At 72.8% G+C, this 25,706-nt stretch carries 15 protein-coding genes; 12 read left to right on the top strand and 3 right to left on the bottom strand.

The window, feature by feature from the left end; genetic code table 11:
• Positions 1–5: 5 nt before the first annotated feature.
• From AB0E07_RS21480 to AB0E07_RS21470, 3 genes are all read left to right on the top strand, one after another.
• Complete coding sequence (locus tag AB0E07_RS21480) at positions 6–1,424, top strand: FAD-dependent oxidoreductase (protein ID WP_362254292.1); 1,419 nt, start codon at positions 6–8, stop codon at positions 1,422–1,424.
• A 115-nt stretch (positions 1,425–1,539) separates the two neighbouring features.
• The gene (locus AB0E07_RS21475) at positions 1,540–2,016 is read left to right on the top strand and encodes a hypothetical protein (RefSeq protein ID WP_362254289.1); all 477 of its coding nucleotides are present in this window, start codon (positions 1,540–1,542) and stop codon (positions 2,014–2,016) included.
• A gap of 68 nt (positions 2,017–2,084) precedes the next feature.
• Positions 2,085–3,878, top strand: a complete 1,794-nt coding sequence (locus AB0E07_RS21470) for a glycosyl hydrolase family 18 protein (protein ID WP_362254286.1) — start codon at positions 2,085–2,087, stop codon at positions 3,876–3,878.
• Here the strand turns inward: AB0E07_RS21470 and AB0E07_RS21465 are convergent.
• Together AB0E07_RS21465 and gabT are read right to left on the bottom strand one after the other, a co-directional pair.
• Complete coding sequence (locus tag AB0E07_RS21465; protein WP_362254284.1) at positions 3,866–4,480, bottom strand: phosphatase PAP2 family protein; 615 nt, start codon at positions 4,478–4,480, stop codon at positions 3,866–3,868. The two genes, AB0E07_RS21470 and AB0E07_RS21465, sit on opposite strands and share 13 nt — an antisense overlap.
• A 435-nt stretch (positions 4,481–4,915) precedes the next feature.
• Positions 4,916–6,250 (bottom strand): 4-aminobutyrate--2-oxoglutarate transaminase, encoded by a 1,335-nt coding sequence (gene gabT / locus AB0E07_RS21460; protein ID WP_362254281.1) that lies wholly within the window; start codon positions 6,248–6,250, stop codon positions 4,916–4,918.
• Positions 6,251–6,490: 240 nt separating this feature from the next.
• Between gabT and AB0E07_RS21455 the strand changes: the two genes are divergently transcribed.
• The 3 genes from AB0E07_RS21455 to AB0E07_RS21445 all read left to right on the top strand — a co-directional run bounded on the left by AB0E07_RS21455 (position 6,491) and on the right by AB0E07_RS21445 (position 12,139).
• The gene (locus tag AB0E07_RS21455; protein WP_362254278.1) at positions 6,491–8,590 is read left to right on the top strand and encodes an ATP-binding protein; all 2,100 of its coding nucleotides are present in this window, start codon (positions 6,491–6,493) and stop codon (positions 8,588–8,590) included.
• Between the two features lie 131 nt (positions 8,591–8,721).
• The gene (locus AB0E07_RS21450) at positions 8,722–10,401 is read left to right on the top strand and encodes a PucR family transcriptional regulator (protein ID WP_362254276.1); all 1,680 of its coding nucleotides are present in this window, start codon (positions 8,722–8,724) and stop codon (positions 10,399–10,401) included.
• 292 nt (positions 10,402–10,693) lie between these two features.
• On the top strand, positions 10,694–12,139 hold the full coding sequence (locus AB0E07_RS21445) for an aldehyde dehydrogenase family protein (RefSeq protein ID WP_362254273.1): 1,446 nt from the start codon (positions 10,694–10,696) through the stop codon (positions 12,137–12,139).
• A 142-nt stretch (positions 12,140–12,281) separates the two neighbouring features.
• Here AB0E07_RS21445 and AB0E07_RS21440 read toward each other — a convergent pair whose 3' ends face one another.
• On the bottom strand, positions 12,282–15,119 hold the full coding sequence (locus AB0E07_RS21440) for a glycoside hydrolase family 3 C-terminal domain-containing protein (protein WP_362254271.1): 2,838 nt from the start codon (positions 15,117–15,119) through the stop codon (positions 12,282–12,284).
• A gap of 344 nt (positions 15,120–15,463) precedes the next feature.
• Here AB0E07_RS21440 and AB0E07_RS21435 point away from each other — a divergent pair, with 344 nt between their 5' ends.
• The 6 genes from AB0E07_RS21435 to AB0E07_RS21410 all read left to right on the top strand — a co-directional run bounded on the left by AB0E07_RS21435 (position 15,464) and on the right by AB0E07_RS21410 (position 25,702).
• Positions 15,464–17,146 carry an extracellular solute-binding protein gene (locus tag AB0E07_RS21435; RefSeq protein WP_362254270.1) on the top strand — a complete coding sequence of 561 codons (1,683 nt, stop codon included), beginning with the start codon at positions 15,464–15,466 and terminating at the stop codon, positions 17,144–17,146.
• A 27-nt stretch (positions 17,147–17,173) separates the two neighbouring features.
• A complete protein-coding gene (locus AB0E07_RS21430) occupies positions 17,174–18,202 on the top strand; it encodes an ABC transporter permease subunit (protein WP_362254267.1) in 1,029 nt (342 codons plus the stop codon).
• Complete coding sequence (locus tag AB0E07_RS21425; RefSeq protein WP_362254265.1) at positions 18,199–19,146, top strand: carbohydrate ABC transporter permease; 948 nt, start codon at positions 18,199–18,201, stop codon at positions 19,144–19,146. The genes AB0E07_RS21430 and AB0E07_RS21425 overlap by 4 nt, the downstream gene beginning before the upstream one ends.
• Positions 19,147–19,332: 186 nt before the next feature.
• Positions 19,333–21,528, top strand: a complete 2,196-nt coding sequence (locus AB0E07_RS21420) for a 1,4-beta-glucanase (protein WP_362254262.1) — start codon at positions 19,333–19,335, stop codon at positions 21,526–21,528.
• A complete protein-coding gene (locus AB0E07_RS21415; protein ID WP_362254259.1) occupies positions 21,528–23,495 on the top strand; it encodes a beta-galactosidase in 1,968 nt (655 codons plus the stop codon). Before AB0E07_RS21420 ends, AB0E07_RS21415 begins: the two co-directional genes overlap by 1 nt.
• Positions 23,492–25,702 carry a glycoside hydrolase N-terminal domain-containing protein gene (locus AB0E07_RS21410; RefSeq protein WP_362254256.1) on the top strand — a complete coding sequence of 737 codons (2,211 nt, stop codon included), beginning with the start codon at positions 23,492–23,494 and terminating at the stop codon, positions 25,700–25,702. The genes AB0E07_RS21415 and AB0E07_RS21410 overlap by 4 nt, the downstream gene beginning before the upstream one ends.
• The last annotated feature ends 4 nt before the right edge of the window (positions 25,703–25,706 follow it).

Below are 25,706 nucleotides of genomic sequence, written 5' to 3'. Positions count from 1 at the left end.
AAATCATGGCCCCAAGCGCCATGAGCCGCTGGACAAAGTCACTCTCCGAAGCGCAGCCGGTTCCGTACTGGCTGGACGACCCCGGCAGGCCGCACCCCGAGCCCGCGCTCACCGGTGCCGAGAGCTGCGACCTGCTGGTCGTCGGCGGCGGCTACAGCGGACTGTGGACCGCGCTGCTGGCCAAGGAGCGCGACCCGCACCGGGACGTCGTCCTGCTGGAGGGCCGCGAGGTGGGCTGGGCCGCCTCCGGCCGCAACGGAGGCTTCTGCGCCGCCTCCCTGACCCACGGGCTGCCCAACGGGCTGACCCGCTGGCCGGACGAGATCCACAAGCTGGAGGAGCTGGGCGCCCGCAACCTCGACGAGATCGAGGCCGCGGTCGCCCGGCACGGCATCGACTGCGACTTCGAGCGCACCGGCGAGATCGACGTCGCCACCGAGCCGTACCAGGCGTGGGAACTGCGCGACTGGTACGAGGAGATCGAGGGCCGCGGCCTCGCCGAGGGCGTCGAGTTCCTGGACGCCGACGCGGTGCGCGCGCACGTCGACTCGCCCACCTTCCAGGCGGGCCTGTACGACCGGCGCGGGGTCGCCATGCTCAACCCCGCCAAGCTGGTCTGGGGCCTGAAGGAGGCCTGCGTCCGGCTCGGCGTCCGGGTGTACGAGCGCACCCCGGCCCTCACCCTGAAGCCGTACGGCGCCGGGATGGCCGTCTCCACGCCGTACGGCGAGGTCCGCGCCCGCCAGGTCGCGCTCGGCACGAACATCTTCCCGAACCTGGTGAAGCGGGTCCGCGCCTACACCGTCCCGGTCTACGACTACGCCCTGATGACCGAGCCGCTCAGTCCCGAGCAGCTCAAGTCGATCGGCTGGCAGGGGCGTCAGGGCCTCGGGGACAGCGCCAACCAGTTCCACTACTTCCGGCTCTCCGCCGACAACCGGATCCTGTGGGGCGGTTACGACGCGGTCTATCCGTACGGCGGCCGGGTGCGCGCCGAGTACGACGACCGCCCGGAGACGTACGCGAAGCTCGCCGGGCACTTCTTCACCTGCTTCCCGCAGTTGGAGGGGCTCGCCTTCACCCACGCCTGGGGCGGCGCGATCGACACCTGCTCGCGCTTCTCGGCCTTCTTCGGCACCGCCCACCAGGGCAAGGTGGCGTACGCGGCGGGCTTCACCGGGCTCGGGGTCGGCGCGACCCGGTTCGGCGCCGACGTGATGCTGGACCTGCTGGCGGGGGAGCGGACCGAGCGCACCGAACTGGAGATGGTCCGCAGGAAGCCGCTGCCGTTCCCGCCCGAGCCGTTCGCCTGGACCGGGATCGCGCTGACCAAGTGGTCGCTGGCCCGCGCCGACGCGCACGGCGGGCGGCGCAATCTGTGGCTGAAGACCATGGACCGGCTGGGGCTGGGCTTCGACAGCTGACCCTGTGACCCACCTCACCCGGACGGGTGAGGAGAACCCGCGTAATGGCAGCCAGGGGACCTCCCTCTCCCTCGTGACGCAGAAGGCGTCCACGACGGAAAGGGAGGTCCCCGTCATGACAGGGGCGAAAACGGCGGTCGAGTGGCTCGCGTCCGTGGCACCGGACCCCGAGAGCTGCCGCTGGGAATGGGAGCGCAACCCGCACGGGGTCGCGCTGTTGCCCGCCGGGAGGGCCTGGGACGTACTGATCCTGCCGGGCGGACTCGGCTATCCGACGCTCGACGTGCTGACCCGGGTGCTGGACCTGCCGGGGCCGGTGCTCGTCGACTTCGGTGACGCGCGCATGGGCTTCTTCGTGCCGCCGGGCACCGCGGCCCGCTGGCTCGGCACCGGGATCCGCACCGCCGGGGCCGGCACCTGGATCGTGGTGCCCTACCCGGGGCGCGCCACCGGCGGTGTCCGCTGGCTGGTGCCGCCCGACGGCTCCGGCACGCTCACCGATCCGGCCCTGCTCGAACTGGCCATGCATGAGGCGGCGGCGGGCCTGGCGACGGAGGGGGAGGGCGGCCCGGCGAGCCGCGGGACCTCTTGACAAGCTGATTGGTCTGGACCAAATTGAGCGCGCTCCACCCTCCAAATCCCCCATGACCGGAGGCACTTGTGGACCGCTCCAGACCTCTCGTCGCCGTGCTCACGGCCACTCTGCTGGCCGCGACCGGCATCACCGCGCTCTCGTCGGCCGCCCGTGCGGCCGACGCGGACCTCGCCAGGAACGGAGGCTTCGAGTCCGGACTCGACGGATGGACCTGCACCGCGGGCACCACCGTCGGCTCACCCGTGCGCAGCGGCGCCTCGGCGCTCCGGGCGACCCCCGCCGGGAGCGACAACGCCCGGTGCGCGCAGACCGTGACCGTGAAACCGGACTCCCAGTACACCCTCTCCGGATACGTCCAGGGCTCCTACGTCTACCTCGGCGCGAGCGGCACCGGCACCACCGACGTCTCCGCCTGGACCCAGTCCGCGCCCGCCTGGCAGCAGATCGGCACCAGCTTCCGCACCGGTCCGTCCACCACCAGGGTCACGCTCTACACCCACGGCTGGTACGGCACCGGCGCCTATCACGCCGACGACATCTCCCTGGTCGGCCCGTCCGTCGACCCCGGCCAGCCGCCCGCACCGCCCACCGGACTGCGCACCGGCACGGTCACCTCCTCCAGCGTCGCCCTGTCCTGGACCGCGGCGGCCGGCGCGACGGGCTACGCGGTCTACCGCGACGGCGTCCGGGTCCAGACGGCGAGCGGCACCTCGGCGACGGTGGCCGGACTGACCCCGCAGACGGCGTACTCCTTCCAGGTCGCCGCCGTGAACGACGCCGGGGAGTCCGCGAAGTCCACCGCGGTCACCGCGACCACCACCGCGGGCGGCGGCGGCTCCTCCGACCTCCCGCCGCACGCCCTCGTCGGCTATCTGCACGCCAGTTTCGCCAACGGCTCCGGCTACACCCGGCTCGCCGACGTCCCCGACAGCTGGGACGTCATCGACCTCGCGTTCGGCGAGCCGACCTCGGTCACCTCCGGCGACATCCGCTTCGACCGCTGCCCGGCCTCCGAGTGCCCGGGTGTCGAGAGCGACGCCGACTTCAAGTCCGCGATCAGGGCCAAGCAGGCGGCGGGCAAGAAGGTGCTGATCTCCATCGGCGGCCAGAACGGCCAGGTGCAACTGACCACGACCGCCGCCCGGGACATGTTCGTCAGCTCGGTCTCGAAGATCATCGACGAGTACGGGCTCGACGGCCTCGACATCGACTTCGAGGGCCACTCGCTGTCGCTGAACGCCGACGACACGGACTTCAAGAACCCGAAGACCCCCGTGATCGTCAACCTGATCTCCGCCGTGAAGACCCTCAAGGCCAGGTACGGGGACGACTTCGTGCTGACGATGGCCCCCGAGACCTTCTTCGTCCAGCTCGGCTACCAGTACTACGGCACCGGCAGGTGGGGCGGCCAGGACCCGCGGGCCGGCGCCTACCTCCCGGTCATCCACGCCCTGCGCGAGGACCTGACCCTGCTCCACGTCCAGGACTACAACTCGGGCCCGATCATGGGCCTCGACAACCAGTACCACTCCATGGGCGGCGCCGACTTCCACATCGCGATGACCGACATGCTGCTCACCGGCTTCCCGGTCGCGGGCGACGCGAACAACGTCTTCCCGCCGCTGCGCCCGGACCAGGTGGCGATCGGCATGCCGGCGTCCACCAACGCGGGCAACGGCCATGTGGCCCCCGCCGAGGTGGTCAAGACCCTCGACTGCCTGACCAGGAGGGTGAACTGCGGCTCGTACGCCACCCACGGCACCTGGCCGGCGCTGCGCGGCCTGATGACCTGGTCGATCAACTGGGACCGCTACTCCAACTGGGAGTTCCAGCGGACCTTCGACGGCTACTTCGGCTGACCGGGCGTCTTCCGGCCGCGGGTCCTGCGGCCGCGGGCGCTCTGACGGCGCGTCCTTCGACCGCGCGTCGTTCGGCCGACGGTGAGCACGAGGCACGTCAGCAGGACGGTGCCCAGGCTCCAACTGGCCACCACGTCCAGCGGCCAGTGGTAGCCGCGCCGGACCAGCCCGAAGGAGACGCCCGCCACCAGGGCGAGGCAGCCGGTCACCAGGGCACGGCGGGCGGCCGCCGAGCGCAGCCACGGGAGGAGGAGCAGGGTCGCGGCACCGTACGCGACCACGGCGGTCGCCGTGTGACCGGAGGGGAAGTAGCCGGTGGCCGGCGGCACGGCCGGGGTGCCCGGCCGGTCGGTCAGCACCTTCAGCGGTACGACCACGGCCGGGACCAGCGCCATCAGCAGCGCCCCGGCCGTGGCCGGCCGCCACCAGTGGTCTGCACCGGCCCGCCGGGACCGCCACGCCGCGTATCCGAGCCCCACGGCCATGACGGGCACCGCGACCTGCACATTGCCCAGGTCGGAGAGGAGTTCGGAGACGCGGCCGGGGTGGACGAGGGCCCTGCTGAGCCGCTCGTCCACGCGTACCAGCGGGCCGTCGGCCACGACCTGCCAGGTGATCAGCGCGAAGAGCAGGGCGGGCAGCCCGAGAAGTCCCGCGAGGGAGAGGAGGGAGGTCGGCCGCCCCGGAACAGGGGGGGTGGTTCCGAGGCGGCCGTCCGGATCGGATGGTCGCGCGCCCCGGGGGGTTTGGGGCGGGCGACTGTCCGATCGGTGAGGAGATCCGGAGCCGGAGGCCCCGTTCGTGTGCGCGAGGGCACGACCAGGTCGAAGCTGGGGAGGCCCCGGCCTGATGTCGCCCACAGTCCCCTGTGGGCGGGGTGTATCTCTCATCTGGGTAGAACCTACGACAGGGGATGGGCCCAGGACAGCCGGATCGGAGCCCTGACAGACACCTCGCACACGTTCTTCACACGCCCTCACGCCGAGAGCCCCGGTCCCGCACGGCGTGCCGCGCGGGAGAGCCGGGGCCCTGGTGTCTCAGATGCGGGAGAAGGCTTGCTCGATGATGTCGAGGCCCTCGTTCAGCAGGTCCTCGCCGATCACCAGCGGCGGCAGGAAGCGCAGCACGTTGCCGTAGGTGCCACAGGTCAGGACCAGCAGGCCCTCGGCGTGGCAGGCCTTGGCGAGCGCGGCGGTCGCCTCCGCGTTCGGCTCCTTGGTCGCGCGGTCCTTGACCAGCTCGATGGCGATCATCGCGCCGCGGCCGCGGACGTCGCCGATGATGTCGAACTTCTCGGCCATGGCGCCCAGGCGCGCCTTCATGACCGCCTCGATCTCCTTCGCCCGGGCGTTGAGGTCCAGCTCCTTCATCGTCTCGATGGAGCCGAGGGCGCCGGCGCAGGCGACCGGGTTGCCGCCGTAGGTGCCGCCGAGGCCGCCCGCGTGCGCGGCGTCCATGATCTCGGCGCGGCCGGTGACGGCCGCCAGCGGCAGACCGCCCGCGATGCCCTTGGCGGTGGTGATCAGGTCCGGGACGATGCCCTCGTCCTCGCAGGCGAACCACTGGCCGGTGCGGCAGAAGCCGGACTGGATCTCGTCGGCCACGAAGACGATGCCGTTGTCGTTGGCGAACTTCACGAGCGCCGGCAGGAAGCCCTTGGCCGGCTCGATGAAGCCGCCCTCACCGAGCACCGGCTCGATGATGATCGCGGCGACGTTGTCGGCGCCGACCTGCTTGGTGATCTGGTCGATGGCCTGCGCGGCGGCCTCGGGGCCGGCGTTCTCGGCACCGGTCGGCCAGCGGTAGCCGTAGGCGACCGGGACGCGGTACACCTCGGGCGCGAACGGGCCGAAGCCGTTCTTGTACGGCATGTTCTTCGCGGTCAGCGCCATGGTCAGGTTCGTACGGCCGTGGTAGCCGTGGTCGAAGACCACGACGGCCTGGCGCTTGGTGTACGCGCGGGCGATCTTGACGGCGTTCTCGACGGCCTCGGCGCCCGAGTTGAACAGCGCGGACTTCTTGGCGTGGTCACCCGGCGTCAGCTCGGCGAGGGCCTCGGCGACCTCCACGTAGCCCTCGTAGGGGGTGACCATGAAACAGGTGTGGGTGAAGTCGGCGAGCTGGGCGCTCGCGCGGCGTACGACCGCCTCGGCGGAGGCGCCGACGGAGGTCACGGCGATGCCGGAGCCGAAGTCGATGAGGCGGTTGCCGTCGACGTCCTCGATGACGCCGCCGCCGGCGCGCGCGGTGAACACCGGCAGCACGGAGCCCACGCCCTGCGCGACCACGGCGGTGCGGCGGGCCTGAAGCTCCTGGGACTTCGGGCCGGGGATGGCGGTGACGACGCGGCGCTCCTGCGGAAGGTCGGTCATGAGGGGCTCCTGGGGGTTTTGCGGATGCTTGTCTTCTCTTTTCTCGCAGGCTAGGACGGAGAGCGGAGGGTGGGCATGCTCCATGTGGGCGTTGTCGACGGTGCCGGTTGTCCGCGGTGGACATAGCGGGAGCGGGGCTCCGCCCAGCGTGCCGGGGCGGCTAACGGTGAACTCCCCTTGCGGGGGCGTTAGATTGACTCGCTGACGGTGGACGGAACGGCTGGTCAGGGGGCAAGGGCGATGGACAGCGACGGGACCCAGGACGCGCGGGGCACCCATGCGACACCGGTGCCGCGATCACGCTCCGCGGTTCCGCCCAGGCCAACGGTGCCGCCGATGCCCGACGGGTCGGCCTTCCTGACCTGGCTGCGGACGTCCCGGCCGGAGGCCGCGCCGGGGGTGTGGCGGTTCGGGCACGTGCCGCGGCCGGAGGAGGAGCCGGACGAAGTGCCAGCGCGGCAATTGCTGAGCGGCGCGTTGATCGCCTTCCTGGTGGGATGGCTGATCTGGTCCCTGCTGCAGAACGGGTACCTGGGACGGTGGTGGTGGATCCCCTTCGATCTGATCGTCCCCGACTCATGGCGCGGTGGCGACGTCGGGCGTGCAGGCACGGCCTTTGTTTATCGGGGCTACGAGGTGCTCGTTGCCCTCGCCATCTTGGCGGGAGTCGCCAAGCTCGGACGCTGGGGTGACGTGTGGCGACGCTTCGTCACCCCGCGTGTTCGGCAGCGTCCGTCCGTTCAGGCGCAGCCCATGCCCGAGCAGGACCCCGCCGAATGGCCCGCCCTGCGGGCCGCCGGGGCCCTCGACGCCGCCGACCGGCTCGCCGCCGAGGCGCGGTCCGGGCGGATGCGGGACATCGACCACGCGCGGATCACCCGGGCCTGGCAGAGCGTGCGCAGCGGCCGGCACCCGCTCGCCACCTTCACCGGCGCCGTGCTCAAGGACGGCGCCGCCGCCTGCCCGCACCCCTCCGGCGCCCGCGACCTGCCCGCCCGGTTCTCCCGGCACGACCTGGTCACCGGCCAGGTCCGGCTCGGCACCACCGTCGACGACGCCCGCAACCCCTACGCCTACCGCGGCACCGGCCTCGCCCTGGGCCCCGAGCTGCTCGGCACCTCACTGATCGCCGTCGGCCCGGCCGGCGCCGGGAAGACCGGCAGCGTGGTGCGGCCGCTCGCCGAGTCGCTGTGCCTGCACGCCCTCGCCGGACGCGCCGCCGTCGTGGTGGTCGGCGCCGCGGGCGCCGGACTCGGCGAGGCCGACGCCTACGACGTCGTCGTCCGCATCGGGAACCCGGAGTCCGTCTACGACCTCGACCTGTACGGCGGCACCACCGACCCCGACGAGGCCGCGGCGGTGCTCGCCGAGGCCCTCGTCGGGGACCTCGCCGATCCGCACCCCGGCAGCGACAGCCGCCGCTCCACGACCGTGCTGGCCCAGCTGCTCGGCCCCTTCCGCGCGGTGCACGGGCGTTTCCCGTCCGTGCCCGAGCTGCGTCAGCTCCTCGACGGCGCCCCCGGACCGCTCGCCGCGCTGCGTGCCGCGCTGGAGGGCTCCGGGCAGGAGTCGCTGCTGCGGGAGCTGGACGCCCGGGAGCGGCAGCTGGCACACCCCGGTGACGTGGGCGGCATCCTCGCCGACCGGGTGGCGCTGCTGGACCGGCCCGCGTTCGCCGGGTTCTTCGACACCTCGGGACAGTCCCGGCCCTTCTCGCTCAAGGCCCTCGACCACCCCGTACGGGTCCGGATCGACCTGCCCGCGCGCGGGCACGCCGACGCCTCGCGGATGCTGGCCCGGCTGGTGCTCGCCCAGTTCACGGCGAGCGTCGCGGTACGCGAGGACCGGTCGCTGTTCGCCTGTCTGATCCTCGACGACGCCACCGGCGTGGTGACGCCCGAGGCCGTCCGGGGCATCCAGCGGCTGCGCTCCGGGAACGCCGGGGCCGTGCTGACCCTGCGCGGTCTGGACGACGTGCCCAGGCCGCTGCGCGGGCCCCTGCTCGGCGCGGCCGGATGCCGCATGGCGCTGTCCGGGCTCACCCCGTGGGACGGGCAGGACTTCGCCGAGGCGTGGGGCAAGGAGTGGACCGAGGCACGGGACGTCACCGACCGGCAGATCATCGCGGAGACCCCGGCGGGCAAGGCGGTGCACGCGGTGCGCCGGGTGATCACCGGAAAGGCGCCGACCGCGCGGGCCGTCACCGTACGGCAGGTCGAGCGGGAGCGCTGGTCGGCCTCCGAACTGGCGCACGCGGTGCCCCCGGGACACGCGGTGCTGTCGTTGACCAGCGTGCGCGGTGAGCACGCGCCGCCGCTGCTGGTGGACCTGCGGGAGTGACGGCGCCTCCGTACGGTGAGGCAGAATCGGCATAGGCTGTTCATACGCGGCGGCCAAAAGATCAAGCCGCCTTCATCTGCTCGAATCTGCTCGAATCCCCTCGCGTCTGCCCTCATCGATCCGAAGGCCCCATGCCTCCCACCCTCGCCTCGCTCGTCCACCACTCCGCGCTCAAGCTGACCGTGCGGGCGGGCGAGGACCGGCTCGACGTGCCCGTGCGCTGGGCCCATGTCAGCGAGCTCGCCGACCCCGTCCCGTACATGGAGGGCGGGGAACTGCTGCTGATCACCGCGCTCAAGCTGGACGCCGAGAACCCCGAGGAGATGCGCCGCTATGTGAAGCGCCTCGCCGGTGCCGGGGTCGTCGGGCTGGGTTTCGCGGTCGGCGTCAACTACGAGGACATCCCGCACCCCCTGGTGGAGGCCGCCCGCCAGGAAGGGCTGCCCCTGCTGGAGGTGCCGCGCCGCACCCCCTTCCTCGCGATCAGCAAGGCGGTGTCGGCGGCCATCGCGGCGGACCAGTACCGGGCGGTCACCGCGGGGTTCGCCGCCCAGCGCGAGCTGACGAAGCAGGCGCTCACGGACGGCCCCGAAGGACTCCTGGCCGCGCTCGCCGCACAGGTCGACGGCTGGGCCGCGCTCTACGACGCCTCCGGCGCCGTCGTCGCCACCGCCCCGGAGTGGGCCGTCCGCCGGGCCGCGCGGCTCACCGCCGACGTGGAGCGGCTGCGGGAGCGGCCCGCGCCCGCCTCCTCCGTGGTCGGCGGGCCCGAGAACGAGGACCGGGTCGAACTGCACAGCCTGGGCACCGGGCGCCGGCCGCGGGCGGCACTGGCCGTCGGCACGGCCGCCGCCCTCGGCACCGCCGAACGGTACGCCGTGCACTCCGCCATCGCCCTGCTCACCCTCACCACAGAACGCTCCCGCTCGCTGCACGCGGCCGAGCAGCGGGTGGGCACGGCGGTGCTGCGCATGCTGCTCGCGGGCGAGCCGGACCACGCGCGTGCCGTCGCCGGGGACCTCTACGGGCAACTCCTCGACGCCCCCTTCCGGATGATCGTCGCGGAGTCGGTGACGGTGTCCGGCTCGGCGTCGGCCGCGCTCGCCGCCGCGGCGGATTTGGGCCGTACGCCCGCGGGCTCGACCCCCTCGCCCGCCGTGCTCGCCGCCGCCGCGGATCCTGGCGGTGATCCGCTCGGGGCGCTCGCCGAGGTCGTGGAGTCGGCGGCGGCGCGGGCCGGGGAGGCGGTCCTGGTGGTTCCGGAGGGGGAGCGGCTGGTGGTGCTCGCCGGGGACGGCGGCGCCGCGGTGATCGCGTGCGCTGAGTACGCGACGGCGCTGGAGGCCGCCCGGGCGGGCAGCGCGGTGCGGGATGCGGGTGAGGCGGGCGAACTCGTCGTCGGGCTGTCGGCGCCGGCCGGGCCGATCGCCGCGGCCGCCGCCTACAAGCAGGCCGAGCAGGCGCTGTCAGTGGCCCGGCGGCGGGGCCGGGCGTTCGTGGAGCACGAGCGGATGGCGGCCGGGTCGGTGCTGCCGCTGCTCGCGGACGACGCGGTGCGGGCGTTCGCGGACGGGCTGCTTCGGGCGCTGCACGAGCACGACGCGACCGGGCGGGGTGATCTGGTCGCCTCGCTGCGGGCGTGGCTGTCGCGGCACGGGCAGTGGGACGCGGCGGCGGCGGATCTCGGGGTGCACCGGCACACGCTCCGGTACCGGATGCGGAGGGTCGAGGAGATCCTCGGGCGGTCCCTGGACGACCCGGACGTCCGGATGGAGCTGTGGCTGGCGCTGAAGGCGACGTCCGTGGACTGAGGCGGCGTGCTCGGCTGCGGCGCCGCGGTGGCCGGTCGCGCAGTTCCCCGCGCCCCTGGGGGTGGTCGGGTGCGGCGTCGTCGTGGCCGGTCGCGCAGTTCCCCGCGCCCCTGGGGTGGCCGGTCGCGCCGTTCCTCGCGCCCCTGGGGGGTGGGGTTCACTCCGACATTCCGTAGCGGATGGTTTTGGTACTGCTACGGGGCGGACAAAAGCCCCGGGGCGTTCGCGCGCCTACCGTGGGTCTCGGACCAAGGAACATCACCCCTCAACGCGGAAGGGCCGGGACTCGACAATGACTTCCACCTACGCCTTCTGGCTCGCCGGCCGCCAGGCCACCGGCGCGGACACCTTCGACGTCACCTCGCCGTGGGACGGCCGGACCGTCGGCAAGGTCAGCGTGCCGACCGACGCCCAGGTCGAGGAGGCCGTCGCCGCCGCGTACGCCGTACGGGACGAGTTCGCGGCCACCCCGGCGCACGTCCGCGCCGCCGCCCTGGACCACGTGAGCCGCCGGCTGGCCGAGCGCACCGAGGAGATCGCCCAGCTGATCTCCGCCGAGAACGGCAAGCCGATCAAGTGGGCGCGCGGCGAGGTCGGCCGGGCCGTCTCGGTGTTCCGGTTCGCCGCGGAGGAGGCCCGTCGGTTCAACGGGGGCGAGGCCCAGCGCCTCGACACCGACGCCGGCGGCCAGGGCCGGCTCGCGCTGACCCGGCGCTTCCCGAAGGGCGTCGTGCTCGGCATCGCGCCCTTCAACTTCCCGCTGAACCTGTGCGCGCACAAGATCGCCCCGGCCATCGCCGCCGGCGCGCCGATCGTCCTCAAGCCCGCGCCCGCGACCCCGCTCTCCGGCCTGATCCTCGGCGACCTGCTCGCCGAGACCGAGCTGCCCGCCGGTTCCTGGTCGATCCTCCCGGTCGCCAACGACAGGATGCCCGCGCTGGTCCAGGACGAGCGCCTGCCGGTGATCTCCTTCACCGGGTCCGAGAAGGTCGGCTACGCGATCATGGACTCGGTGCCGCGCAAGCACTGCACCCTGGAGCTGGGCGGCAACGGCGCGGCCGTCGTGCTCGGCGACTGGGCGAGCGACGCGGACCTGGACTGGGCCGCGACCCGCATCGCGACCTTCTCCAACTACCAGGGCGGCCAGTCCTGCATCTCGGTGCAGCGGGTGATCGCGGACTCGTCCGTCTACGACCGGCTGCTCCCGCGCGTCGTCGCCGCCGTCGAGGCCCAGGTCACCGGTGACCCCTCCGACGACAAGACCGACGTCGGCCCGCTGGTCAGCGAGGACGCCGCGCGGCGCGTCGAGGCGTGGGTCGCGGAGGCCGTCGAGGCCGGCGCCACGCTGCTCACCGGCGGCAAGCGCGACGGCGCCTCCTACGCGCCGACCGTCCTGACCGACCTCCCGGCCGGCACCACGCTGGCCTGCGAGGAGGTCTTCGGCCCGGTCCTGTCGGTGCAGAAGGTCGACGGCGAGGCCGAGGCCTTCGCCGCCGTCAACGACTCCAAGTACGGCCTCCAGGCAGGCGTGTTCACCCACGACGTCCAGGCCGCCTTCCGCGCCCACCGCGCGCTGGAGGTCGGCGGTGTGGTCGTCGGCGACGTCCCCTCCTACCGCGCCGACCAGATGCCGTACGGCGGCGCCAAGCAGTCCGGCGTGGGCCGTGAGGGCGTCCGCTACGCGATGGACGACTACACCTACGAGCGGGTCCTGGTCCTCACCGGCCTCGCTCTCTGAGCCGACTCCTCGGCCCCGGCGGCCGGAACCCGAACTGTGCGGGGGTTCCGGCCGTCGGCGTACTCCTGGGACCCCGAAGGGGCCCGGCACCGGCGCTTCCCGGTACCGGGCCCCTCCTGCTGTGCCGGCCTGGTCCGGACCCTCAACCGGAGAAGCCGACCTGCGCGAGCCGCAGCGGGCCGCGCAGTCTCAGGCGGACGTCGTGGACGCCCTCGGCGGTGAACCCGGCCTCCAGGACGACATGGTCGTACGGGCCGGTCGGACCCTTCGTCGTCAGTGCCGCGGACGCGGAGCCGCCGTCGAGCGACACCTCAACGGTCCCCTCGCCGGACACCGTCGCCGTCACCCGGGTGACGCCCGCGCCGAAGTCGCAGGCCCGGTAGAGCAGTTCGCCGGTGCGGGAGCCGGACGGCGTCACCGCGTCGCCCGCCGTCCGGGTCCGGTCGACGATCGCGGTGCCGCTCTGCTCGTCGAAGTCCGCCGCGGCCAGGCCGTGTTCGCGCACCGCGCGGGGCGGTACCGGCGTTCCGGCCAGCAGTACGGTCGTGCGCAGCCGCACGTCCTCGCTGGACCCGCCGACCAGCAGCTCGTAGGGGCCCGGGTCGAGATGCGGTCGGCCGTGCGCCACGTCCCAGAACTCGAAGGCGGAGAGCGGCACTTCGAAGGCGACCTCGGCACGCTCGCCCGGGGCGAGGGTGATCCGGCGGTGCGCGAGCAGCTCGCGGCGCGGACGCGGGACCGACGGGTCCACGGCGCGGGTGTAGAGCTGGACGACCTCGTCGGCGGTCGGCTCGCCGGTGTTGGTCACGGAACAGGTGACGCGCACCGACTCCCCGGTCACCCGGGTGGCCAGGTCGCCGTAGGAGAACGACGCGTAGGACAGGCCGTGGCCGAAGGGGTGGAGCGGGGTGCCCTCGAAGTACAGGTAGGTCTGCCGGCCGCCGATGATGTCGTAGTCCAGCAGGTCGGGCAGATCGGCGTCGTCCGCGTACCAGGTCTGCGGGAGGCGTCCGGAGGGGGAGACGTCACCGGCCAGGATCCGGGCCAGCGCGGTGCCGGCGGCCTGGCCGCCGTGGGCCGTCCACAGCACGGCCGCCAGGGAGCCCGGTTCGACCGCGTAGGGGTAGGCGGAGACCAGCGCCAGCACGGTCCTCGGGTTCGCGGCGCGGGCCGCGCGCAGCAGCCGCTCCTGGTGGTCCGGCAGGCGCAGGGTGGTGCGGTCCTCGGTCTCGCGGCCGTTGATGTGCGGGTCGTTGCCCGCGACCACCAGCACCACGTCCGCCCCGGCCGCCGTGCGGCGCACCGCCTCCTCGCCGCGTTCGACGACGAGCAGTTCGAAGACCTCGCCGCCCTGCTCGGCAACCTTCACCCCGTCGGCGGCGACACAGACATGCCGACCTGTGCCGAGGTGCCGAAGGAGGTGTCCCCCGTCGTGCGGTTCCAGCCGGAACGTCTCCTGCACCACCCAGCCACCGGGCTGGTCGGCGGAGGCGCGCACCCGCCCGTCCTCGGCGACCGACAGATAGCGGCCGTCGGGGGCGCGCAGCGTCAGCACGCCCTCGCCCCAGTCCACCAGCGCCAGTTCGGTGCCCACGGCGTCCGTGGTCAGCGCCGGCAGATCGGTCCGGCCCGCCAGCAGCGCGGGGTCGAGGGCGCCCTCGGCTCCGCGTACCTCGTCGTCGGCCGCCGCCTGAGGCACGTACAGGAAGGCGCCCGCCGAGGTGCGCAGACGGACGCGGTCCACGCCCTCCACGAACTCCACCCGCTCGGCGCCGAACCGCTCGTACAGTCCCTCCAGCGGGGTGGAGCGGTGCAGCAGGGTGCCGCTGTACCAGTCGAGCTTGCACTCGTCGGCGAGCAGCCCCACCACGGCGAGGCGGGTGCCGGCGGCCAGCGGCAGCACCCCGTCGTTGCGCAGCAGGACGACCGCCTGCTCGGCCGCCTCCAGGGCGAGCGCGCGGTGCTCGTCGGTGTCGAAGGCGTCCGGGTCGTCGAGCCCGCCGGAGCCGTCGTCCCCGTCGAACTCGCCGAGCCGGAACCGCACCGACAACTGGCGGCGGACCGCGGTGTCGATGTCCGCCTCGGACAGCAGACCCCGCTCGCACGCCCCGCGCACCCGGGCGGTGATCGTGGAGCCGTCCGTGCCGTGGTCGGTGAAGCTGTCGACGCCGGCCAGCAACGCGGCCGCCGTCGCCTCCTCGTGGGTGTCGAAGTAGTGCTCGGAGTCGACCAGGTTCGACGGCGCGCCCGCGTCCGAGCAGACCAGCAGGTCCTCCTCGGTCCAGGTGCGCAGGTGCTCGCCCAGGTACGGCGAGACGTGGTTGGGGCGGCCGTTGACCAGGTTGTACGCCGGCATCACCCCGGCCACGGCGCCCGCCGCGACCGTCTCGCGGAAGGCGCGCAGGTCGTACTCGTGCAGGACGCGCGGCCGGACCGAGGCGGACGAGGTGTCGCGGTCGGTCTCGTTGTTGTGGGCCAGCCAGTGCTTGAGGACCGGCGCGGTGCGCCAGTACACGGGGTGGTCGCCGCGCAGGCCCCGGGTGTAGGCGGTGGCGATGGCGGAGGTCAGCCTCGGGTCCTCGGAGTAGCCCTCCTCGTTGCGCCCCCACAGCGGGTGGCGCAGCAGGTTCACGGTCGGCGACCAGACGTTCAGGCCGACCCGGTCGTCCCTCAGGCGCATCGCGCGGACCTCCCGGGACACCGCCTCGCCGACCCGGCGCACCAGCTCGGGGTTCCAGGTCGCGCCGAGCCCGACCGCCTGCGGGAACACGGTCGCCGGGCCCATCCAGGCCACCCCGTGCAGCGCCTCCTGCCCGGTGCGGAAGGCCGCCACCCCGAGCCGCTCGACGGCCGGGGCGAACTGGTGCAGGAACGCGGTCTTCTCGTCGAGGGTCAGCCGCTGGAGCAGGTCGTCGACGCGCTTCGCGAACGGCAGGCCGGGATCACGAAACGGCGGAACGGGCGGCGGGTGTGCGGTCACGTGGGGATCCCCTTGCGATGATCGGCTCGGCTATTTCGAAGCGCTTCGATGCTCATTCGACGCGGGGGTGGGTGTCAAGGGATCGACACTGTCAGTTCAGGCACCCCATGAGAAATGGTCATGCGCCCGGTCGGCGAGGAATCTTGGGAACGACCCTTGTGCGCCCCTGGGTGTTCACTTAACCTCGCAGCAACATCGAAGCGCTTCGACTGGTTCGCACACCGAGGTCTCATCGAGCCCTCACCGAGGTCGGAGCAGCGCTTCAGCTCAGCCAGTTCCACTTACGACACCGCAGCCGACGGCCCACCGCCGGGTGTCCAGGTGCGCCACGAAGGGTTGACGCAATGACGCCGAACGCCTCCTCCGCCTCCTCCGATCCCAGCCGGAGAAGCTTCCTCGCCTCCTCGGCGGTCGCCGCCGCAGCGGTGGCGGGAGGGATGCCGCTGCTTGCCGCGTGCGGCGATTCGGACAGTGGCTCACGCGAGGGCACCACGTCGGACAAGGACGCCAAGAAGATCCTCCCGGCCTACGTCGCCAGCAACGTCGTCGTGCCGGACATCCCCGCCAAGAACGGCTCCTCCGCCGGGTTCACCAGCAAGCTGGAGCTGGCCGGCCTCAAGACCTCGGTGCCGAAGCAGCTCGGCAAGGGCGGCAAGGTGACGATCATGTCGCCGTTCTGGGGCTCACCGCCCAAGGCGGGCAACGCCTACTACGCGGCGATGAACGACCTGATCGGCGTCGACGTGCGGTGGCAGAACCAGGACGGCAACACCTACGACGAGAAGCTGGGCGCGGTCCTCGCCTCCAGCGACGTACCCGACGTGGTGGTCGTCCCCGGCTGGAACATGGGCGGCAAGATACCCAGCGCCATCATCAGCAAGTTCGCCGACCTCGGCCCCCACCTCTCCGGCGACGCGGTCAAGGACTACCCCAACCTGGCCGCGATCCCCACCGACGCCTGGCAGCGGTCCATCTTCGGCGGCAAGCTGCGCGGCCTGCCGATGCCCGCCGCCTACGTCCCCAACATCGTGCCGCTGTACCGCAAGGACCTCTTCGACAAGGAGGGGTACGAGGTTCCCACCTCGGCGGACGAGTTCTTCGCCCTGGCCAAGGAGATCACCAGCCCGAAGGCCAAGCGGTGGGCCTGCCTGGACATGAAGTGGACGGCCTTCAACGCCTTCGGCGTGCTCTCCGGCAGCGAGAAGCCGCTCGGCTGGAACCTCGTCGACGGCAAGCTGGTCTACCGCGTCGAGACGGAGGAGTACCTGGAGGCGCTGGAGTGGGCGCGCAAGCTCTTCGCGGCCGGCGTGATCCACCCCGACGTGGACACGATGAGCGACCCGGGCCCGAAGTTCGCGGCCGGCGAGGTGCTCATCTACAACCAGGACATCTCCCAGTGGTACAGCCGCAACGCCGAACAGGCCGCGCAGAACCCGGACTTCGTCTGCTCGGGCATGGACATCTTCGGCCACGACGGAGGACAGCCCACGCTCTGGGCGGGCCAGCCCGCGAACATCTTCGCCTTCGTCAACAAGAAGGCGTCGGAGCAGGTCGTCAAGGACGTGCTGGCCGTCGCCAACGTCACCGCCGCGCCGTACGGCACCAAGGAGTACATGCTCACCAACTACGGTCTGGAAGGCACCCACTACACCGTCGAGAACGGTGTCCCTGTCAAGAACGACAAGGGCAACGGCGAGGTCATCAACGCCTATGTGATGGTCGCCAGCCCCGCCTCGACCATCGCCCACCCCGACTTCCCCGACATCGCCAAGGGCCAGGTCGAGTGGCAGCAGCGGATGGGCGCCCGCACCAAGAAGAGCGCCTTCTACGGCATGCAGATCACCGAGCCGAGCCGCTACACCAACCTCTCCAACGACTTCGAGCAGCTGGAGGACGACATCGTCCGCGGCCGCAAGAAGATCTCCGACATGCAGCAGGCCGTCTCGGACTGGAAGAGCAAGGGCGGCGACCGGCTGCGCGACTGGTACCAGCAGATCCTCGACGAGAACGGTTCCGCGGCCAACTGATCCGGCACCGAGGCAAGGAGAACGGCCGTGTCCCACAGCACGGTGCCTCGGAGCAGGACCGAGGCCGACGCGAAGTCCCCGGTGGCATCGGGTGATGCCACCGGGCCGGACGCCAGGCCCCTGACGGGGCGGCTGACCCTGCGGCACAGGTTCCGACGCGACCGCGTCCTGCTGCTGATGACCCTGCCGGCGGTCGTCCTGGTATTGGTCTTCAACTACGTGCCGATCCTCGGCAACGTGGTCGCCTTCCAGGACTACGACCCCTACATCAGCGAGAACGGCATCGTCTCCATCCTCAACAGCCCCTGGGTGGGGATGGAGAACTTCCAGCGGATCTTCGAGGACTCCGCGTTCTGGCAGGCCGTGCGGAACACGCTGGTGCTCTTCTCCCTCCAACTGGTGCTGTTCTTCCCGATCCCGGTCCTGCTCGCGCTGCTCATCAACAGCGTGGTCAGACCCCGGGTGCGGGCCTTCGCCCAGGCCGTGCTCTACCTGCCGCACTTCTTCTCGTGGGTGCTGGTCATCGCGGTCTTCCAGCAACTGCTGGGCGGCGCAGGGCTGCTCTCGCAGCTGCTGCGCGACCACGGGTACGACGGGCTCGACATCATGACCGACCCCAACACCTTCAAGTTCCTGATCACCGCGCAGGCGGTGTGGAAGGACGCCGGCTGGGGGATCATCGTCTTCCTCGCGGCGCTCGCCGCGGTCAACCCCGATCTGTACGAGGCGGCCGCGATGGACGGCGCCAACCGCTGGCGGCGGATGTGGCACGTCACGCTGCCCGCGCTCCGCCCGGTGATCGCCCTGCTGCTGGTGCTGCGGGTGGGCGACGCGCTGACCGTCGGCTTCGAGCAGATCCTGCTGCAACGCGACGCGGTGGGGCCGGGCGCCTCGGAAGTGCTCGACACCTTCGTGTGGTGGAACGGCGTGCGCAACCAGGACTTCGGCTACGCGGCCGCCGCGGGTCTGGTCAAGGGCGTCATCAGCATCGGACTCGTCCTCGCCGCGAACAAGGTGGCCCATCTGATGGGCGAGCAGGGGGTGTACAAGAAGTGAGCGCCGTCATGGACAAGCAGGTGCGTTCCGTGCCGCCGGCGCGCGGCCGGTGGGCCGGGCCGCCGCGGCCGGTCTGGGAGGAAGCGCCGACGAAGGCCGGACTGGCCGGCAAGGCGCTGGTGCTGGGCCTGGCCTGCCTGGCGATCCTCTTCCCGCTGTGGATCGTCGTGGTCACCAGCCTGTCCACCCGCCGGACCATCGACGAGGCCGGCGGACTGGTGATGATCCCCAAGGACATCACCTTCATCGCCTACCAGGAGCTGCTGAGCGGCGGGCAGGTGACCCGCGCGGCGATCGTCAGCGTCCTGGTCACACTCGTCGGTACGGCCTTCTCGATGACGGTGTCCGTGCTGTGCGCCTACGGGCTCTCGCGCAGCGGCTCGCTCGGGCACCGGTGGATCCTGATGACCTTGCTGGCGACGATGTTCTTCAGCGCCGGCCTCATCCCCACCTACCTGCTGGTGCAGACGCTGGGGCTGACCGACAGCTACCTCGCGCTGATCCTGCCCAGCGCCATCAGCGTCTTCAACATCCTGGTACTGCGCGGCTTCTTCATGGGCATCTCGCCCGAACTCACCGACAGCGCGCGGATCGACGGGGCCGGGGACTTCCGCATCCTGTGGCAGATCGTGCTCCCGCTGTCCCGGGCCGTCATCGCGGTGATCACGCTGTTCTACGCGGTCGGGTACTGGAGCGCGTGGTTCAACGCCTCGCTGTACCTGAACGACCAGGACATGATGCCGCTGCAGAACGTGATGATCCAGCTGGTGCAGAAGCAGGAGGCGCCGGTCGGGCTCAGCCAGGCCATCAAGACGGGGCAACTGTCCGGGCTCGCCGTGCAGATGGCCGTCATGGTGATGGCGCTGCTCCCCGTCGCCGTGCTCTCGCCGTTCGTCCAGCGGCACTTCAAGAAGGGCATGCTGACCGGCGCGGTCAAGGGCTGACGAGGGCGTCTCCGACGGGGGCCGGGATTCGGCCGCGGGCCGGTGGGGGTTCGGCGCGCAGTTCCCCGCGCCCCCAGGTGGGTCCGGCCGCCGCCAGTCGTGCCCGTGGTCCGCGCACCCCCGCCCCTCCGGCACGTGTGTCCCGCACCACCCATGTCCACCGACCCGACCCCTGCGAGGTACCCCATGCTCAGCCGACGCACCGTCCTCGCCGGCACGGCGGTCGCCGCCGCGCTCACCGCGCTCCCGGTGGGACAGGAGCGGGCCCACGCGGCCGGGAGCTCCGCGCCCTACCGCTGGCGCAACGCCGTCATCGGCGGCACCGGCTTCCTCACCGGCGTCCTCTTCCACCCCGCCGTGCGCGGCCTCGCCTACGCCCGCACCGACATCGGCGGCGCCTACCGCTGGGAGGACCGCACCGCCCGCTGGACCCCGCTGCTGGACCACCTCGGCTGGGACGACTGGAACCTGCTCGGCGTCGAGGCGCTGGCCGTGGACCCCGCCCACCCGGACCGCCTGTACGCCGCCGTCGGCACCTACGCCCAGTCCTGGGCCTCCAACGGGGCCGTCCTGCGCTCCGAGGACCGGGGCGCCACCTGGGCGCGGACCGACCTGGCGGTGAAGCTCGGGGCCAACGAGGACGGCCGGGGCGCGGGGGAGCGGCTGCTGGTCGACCCCCGGGACAGCGACACGCTCTGGCTCGGGACCCGCCACGACGGGCTGCTGAGGTCCACCGACCGGGGCGCCACCTGGGCCCAGGCCACCGGGTTCCCCGGTGTGCCCTCCGCCTCCGGGCAGGGCGTCACCCTGCTGGTCGCCGCGGGCCGCACCCTCTACGCCGGCTGGGGCGACTCCGGCGGCACCGCGGCCAACCTGTTCCGCACCACCGACGGCACCACCTGGGAGGCCGTCCCCGGGCAGCCGTCCGGCGCCGCCGCCGAGGTGCCGATCCGCGCGGCCCACGACCGGGCGACGCGCCGGCTGTACGTGACGTACGCCGACGCGCCCGGACCCAACGGGCAGTCCGACGGCAGCGTGCACCGGCTGTCCACCCTCGACGGGACGTGGACCGAGGTCACCCCGGTGAAGCCGGGCGGCACCGCGGCCGACGGTTCCGCGGACACCTTCGGCTACGGCGGCGTGGCCGTCGACGCCCGCCGCCCCGGCACGGTCGTCGTCTCCACCAACAACCGCTGGGCCGCCGTCGACACCGTGTACCGCAGCACCGACGCGGGCCGCACCTGGACCTCCCTCAGGGACACCGCGGTCCTGGACGTCTCCGAGACCCCCTATCTGAAGTGGGGCGGCGACGCCCCCAAGTTCGGCTGGTGGATCCAGGCGCTCGCCCTCGACCCCTTCGACTCCCGGCACCTGGTGTACGGCACCGGCGCCACCCTCTACGGCACCCGCGACCTCAAGCACTGGGCCCCGCAGATCCGGGGCCTTGAGGAGGCGTCGGTGGTGCAGCTGGTGTCGCCCCCGGTCGGGAAGGCGCACCTGCTCAGCGGGTCGAGGGACATCGGCGTGATGTACCACGACTCGCTCACCGCCTCGCCCTCGCGCGGTATGGCCACGAACCCCGTGTTCGGGTCGGCGACGGGACTCGCGCAGGCCGCGCGGAAGCCGGCGTACGTCGTCCGCACCGGCTGGGGCGACCACGGCAACGGCGCCCACTCCTTCGACGGCGGACGGACCTGGGCCCCCTTCGCCACCCAGCCCGGCCTCGCGCCGAGCGCGCCGGGCCCGATCGCGGTCAACGCCGACGGCACCGTGCTGCTCTGGGTCTTCGTGCACTGGGACGGCACCAAGTACCCCGCCCACCGCTCCGCGGACCAGGGCGCCACCTGGACCGAGGTCGCCTCCTTCCCGAAGGGCGCCACACCGGTCGCCGACCCGGCCGACCCGGCCCTCTTCTACGCCTACGACACCGACACCGGAACGCTGCTCGCCAGCACGGACGGCGGCCGTTCGTTCACGGCGCGCGCCACCGGACTGCCCTCCGGAGACAGCCAGTTCAAGGTGGTGGCGGCACCCGGCAGATCCGGGGACCTGTGGCTCAGCGCCAAGTGGAACGGCCTCTACCGGTCCACCGACGGCGGCGCGAGCTTCACCAAGGTCGACAGCTGCTGGGCCTCCTACACCCTCGGCTTCGGCCGGGCCGCCGACGGCGCCGACTATCCGGCCCTCTACCAGGTCGGCTCGACGGAGGCGATCACCGCCGTCTACCGCTCCGACGACGAGGCCGGCAGCTGGGTCCGCGTCAACGACGACCGGCACCAGTGGGGCTGGACCGGCGAGACCATCACCGGCGACCCACGGGTCTACGGCCGCGTGTACCTCGCCACCAACGGCCGAGGTATCCAGTACGGGGAGCCGGTCTGATGCCGGCACTCCAGGACGTCACCCGCGGCCGCATCCTCTTCGGCGGCGACTACAACCCCGAGCAGTGGCCGGAGGAGACCTGGCACGAGGACGTCCGGCTGATGCGGCGCGCCGGCGTCAACTCCGTCACCCTCGGCGTCTTCTCCTGGTCCCGCATCGAACCCCGTCCCGGAGAGCGGGAGTTCGACTGGCTCGACCGCCTGATGGACCTGCTGCACGCCCACGGCGTCGGCGTCGTCCTCGCCACCCCCACCGCCTCGCCCCCGCCCTGGCTCGGCCGCCTCCACCCCGACACCCTCCCCGTCGACCGGGACGGCCGCACCGAGTGGTGGGGCGGCCGCCAGCACTTCTCCCACTCCAGCGCCACCTACCGGCGCCACGCCGCCGAGATCACCGAAGCCCTCGCCGCCCGCTACGCGGGCCACCCGGCCCTGACGATGTGGCACATCAACAACGAGTACTGCACCTACGACTGGGGCGACGAGGCCGCCGCCCGCTTCCGCGCCTGGCTGCGCCACCGGTACGGAACCCTCGACGCCCTCAACACCGCCTGGGGCACCGCCTTCTGGAGCCAGGGCTACGGCGACTGGGAGGAGGTCCACACCCCCCGCCACGCCCACTACCTGAACAACCCCTCCCAGGTGCTCGACTTCAAGCGGTTCACCTCCGACATGCTCCTGGAGTGCTACCTCGCCGAACGCGACATCGTCCGCCGGCACACCCCGCACCTCCCGGTCACCACCAACTTCATGCCGCTGTGGGCCGGTCAGGACGCCTGGCGCTGGGCGGAGGAGGAGGACGTCGTCTCCGTCGACCTCTACCCCGACCCCCGCGACCCGCTCGGCGCCCAGCACGGCGCCCTGGTCCAGGACATGACCCGCTCCCAGGCCCGCGGCCCCTGGATGCTGATGGAACAGTCCGCCGGCGCGGTGAACTGGCGGGGCGTCAACCACCCCAAGCCGCGCGGGATGAACCGGCTCTGGTCGCTCCAGGCCGTCGCCCGGGGCGCCGACGCCGTCTGCTACTTCCAGTGGCGCCAGTCCCGGCAGGGCGCCGAGAAGTTCCACTCCGGGATGGTCGGCCACGCGGGAGAGCAGGGGCGCACCTACCAGGAGGTGGAGCGGCTGGGGGCGGAGCTGGCCCGGATCGCCCCGGAGGTGTCGGGCTCCCACACCGCCAACGACATCGCCGTACTCCACGACTGGGACTCCTGGTGGGCCGGCGCCCACGAGGGCCGGCTCTCCGGCGAAGTGGACCACGCGCGGATCCTCACCGCCTGGCACCGGGCCCTGTGGGAGGCCCACCTCACCACCGACTTCGCCCACCCCGAGCACGACCTCACCCCGTACCGCCTGGTCGTCGTGCCCCAGGCGTACGCCCTCACCGACACCGCGATCGACAACCTCCTCGCCCACGTCCGCCGGGGCGCCACCCTGGTCTGCGGCTTCCTCACCGGTGTCGCCGACCGGGACGACCGGGTCCGCCCCGGCGGCATGGACGCCCGGCTGCGCGCACTGTTCGGCATCCGCACCCTGCACGAGTGGTGGCCGCTGGAGGCGGGGGAGAGCGTCGCGTGCGACGGGCTGCGCGGCACGCTGTGGTCCGAGGAGATCGAGAAGACCGACGCGGCCCACGCCGAGGCCGTCTACAAGGGCGGCGAGCTGGACGGCCTGCCCGCGGTCCTGCGCACCGGCGCCGCCTGGTACCTCTCCACCCTCCCCGAACCGCCGGACCTGCGCGAGCTGCTCCTGCGGATCGCGTCCTCCGCGGGCGTACGGCCCGTGCTGGACGGGCTGCCCGCACACGTCGAGGCGGTCCGCCGCGGCGAGACCCTCTTCGTGCTCAACCACTCCCGCGAGCCGGTCACCGTCACCGTCCCCGGCACCCACCGCGACCTGCTCACGGACGCCACCGTCACCGGCGCACTCACCCTCGGCCGCTACGGGGCGGCGGTGCTGAAGCGATGACCGCCGGCCCCGTCCACGGCACCTGGGAGAGCACCCCGGCCGCCCGCTGGGAGGACGGCTTCCTCAGCGGCAACGGCCACCACGGCGCCCTCGTGTTCGGCGATCCGAACGACGAACGGGTCATCGTCACCCAGCACACCCTCGTCCGCCCGAACGGCGGCGAACGGGCCCGCCCGCCGGAACTCGCCGACGCCCTCCCGGAACTCCAGGACCGGCTCCTCGCGGGCCGCGCCGACGCCGCCGAGAGCTTCACCGACGGCCGCCCCCTGCAATGGGTGCAGCCCTTCCACCCGGCCTTCGCCGTCCGACTGCGCGAACCCCGGGCCGGGGAGGTCGTCGACGGCTACCGCCGCTCGGTCGACTTCACCACCGGCGAGACCGTCACCAGCCGCGCGGGCCGCTCCGCCCGGGTCTTCGTCTCCCGCGCCGACGACGTGATCGTCCAGGAGATCACCACCGCGGGACCGCGCCTCGACATCACCCTCGACCACCGCCTCCCCGGCGCCCCCGAAGGGCTCGGTGTCGGCCACGGCGCCGTGCTCACCCCCGAGGGCGCCCTGCTCGGCCTGCGCGCCCGCTACCCCGCGAGCGACCGCGCCTACACGGGAGTCACCCTCGTCGTGGTCACCGGCGGCACCACGGCCCTGGTGCCGCCCGGGGTGCGCGTCGAGGGCCCCGCCACGGTCCTGCTCCTCACCCGGGTCCGCCGGCACACCGGCGAACTCGACGTGACCGAGGAGGGCCGTGCCCTGCGCGCCCTGCTGCCCGGCACCGGCCGGCCCTACGAGACACTGCTCGCCCGCCACCTCCCCCCGCACCGCACCGCCTACGAACGGGTCGCCCTCGACCTCGGCGGCGATCCGGCGGAGCGCGCCCTGCCCGGCTCCGAACTGCTCAAGCGGACCCGTGGCGCGGCCCTGCTGGAGCGGCTCTTCGCGGCCGGCCGCTACCACCTGCTGTCCAGCAGCGGAGCGCTGCCGCCCCGGCTCACCGGCCTGTGGACCGGCGACTGGGACACCGCCTGGTCCGGCGCGTTCACCACCGACGCCAACCTGGGCCTCCAGATCGCCTCCGCCGCGGCCGGGGCGCTCCCGGAGGTCACCGAGGCCCACGCCGCCCTGATCCACGGCCAGTTGCCCCACTGGCGGGACAACGCCCGAGCCGTCTTCGGCGCCCGCGGAGCGGTGGCCCCCGCCCACACCGACGGCGAGTCCGGGCACAGCTACCACTTCAGCCGCGAGTACCCCCTGCACCTGTGGACCGCGGGCGCCGACTGGCTGCTCCACCCGCTCGTCGACCACGACGAGACCCGCGGCGCACGCGACCCGCGGACCGCCGCCGTCCTCGCCGAAGTCGCCGAGTTCTACGAGGACTTCCTCACCCGCACCGACGACGACGGCCGCCTGGTCGTGGTCCCCTCCTACTCGCCCGAGAACCGGCCCGCGAACGCGAGCTGGGGGGCCGTCAACGCGGCCATGGACCTCTCGGCGGCGCGCCACGCCCTGCGCACCGCCGCCGACTACCACCCGGACACCCCGGACGCCGACCGCTGGCGCGCCCTCGCCGACCGCCTCCCCCCGCACCGCGTCAACGCCGAGGGCGCCCTCGCCGAATGGGCCCACCCGGACCTGACGGACTCCTACGACCACCGCCACCTCAGCCACCTCTACGGCGTCTGGCCGCTGGACGAGATCACCCCCTACGACACCCCGCGCCTGGCGGCGGCCGCCCACCGGGCTCTCGAACTGCGCGGCACCGAGAACGACTCCGCGCACGGCCACCTCCACCACGCCCTCGTCGCGGCCCGCCTCGGGGACGGCGACCGGGTCGCCCACGCCCTCGCCCGGGTCCTGGACGGCGACTTCTTCCACGCCTCCCTGATGAGCGCCCACTACCCGAACCGGGACGTCTACAACGCGGACGCCGCCCACACCCTGCCCGCCGTGCTGATCGAGGCGCTCGTCCAGTCGACCCCCGGCCGGCTGGTCCTGCTGCCCGCGCTGCCGGACACCTGCCCGCGGGGCCGCATCCACGGGGTGCGCACCCGGTTCGGCGCCGCACTCGACCTGCACTGGGGCCCGGAAGGTGCGGGAGCCGTGATCCGCCCCACCCGCACCGTCCGGATCGAACTCAGGACTTCCACCGGCGCGAGACCGCTCGACCTCGTCGCCGGAGAAGACCACGTCCTCACCCCGGGGACGTGGTAACTCC

This window comes from Streptomyces sp. NPDC048002 (assembly GCF_040653275.1).
GTDB lineage: Bacteria > Actinomycetota > Actinomycetes > Streptomycetales > Streptomycetaceae > Streptomyces.
This window is presented reverse-complemented; position numbering and strand designations above follow the sequence as displayed.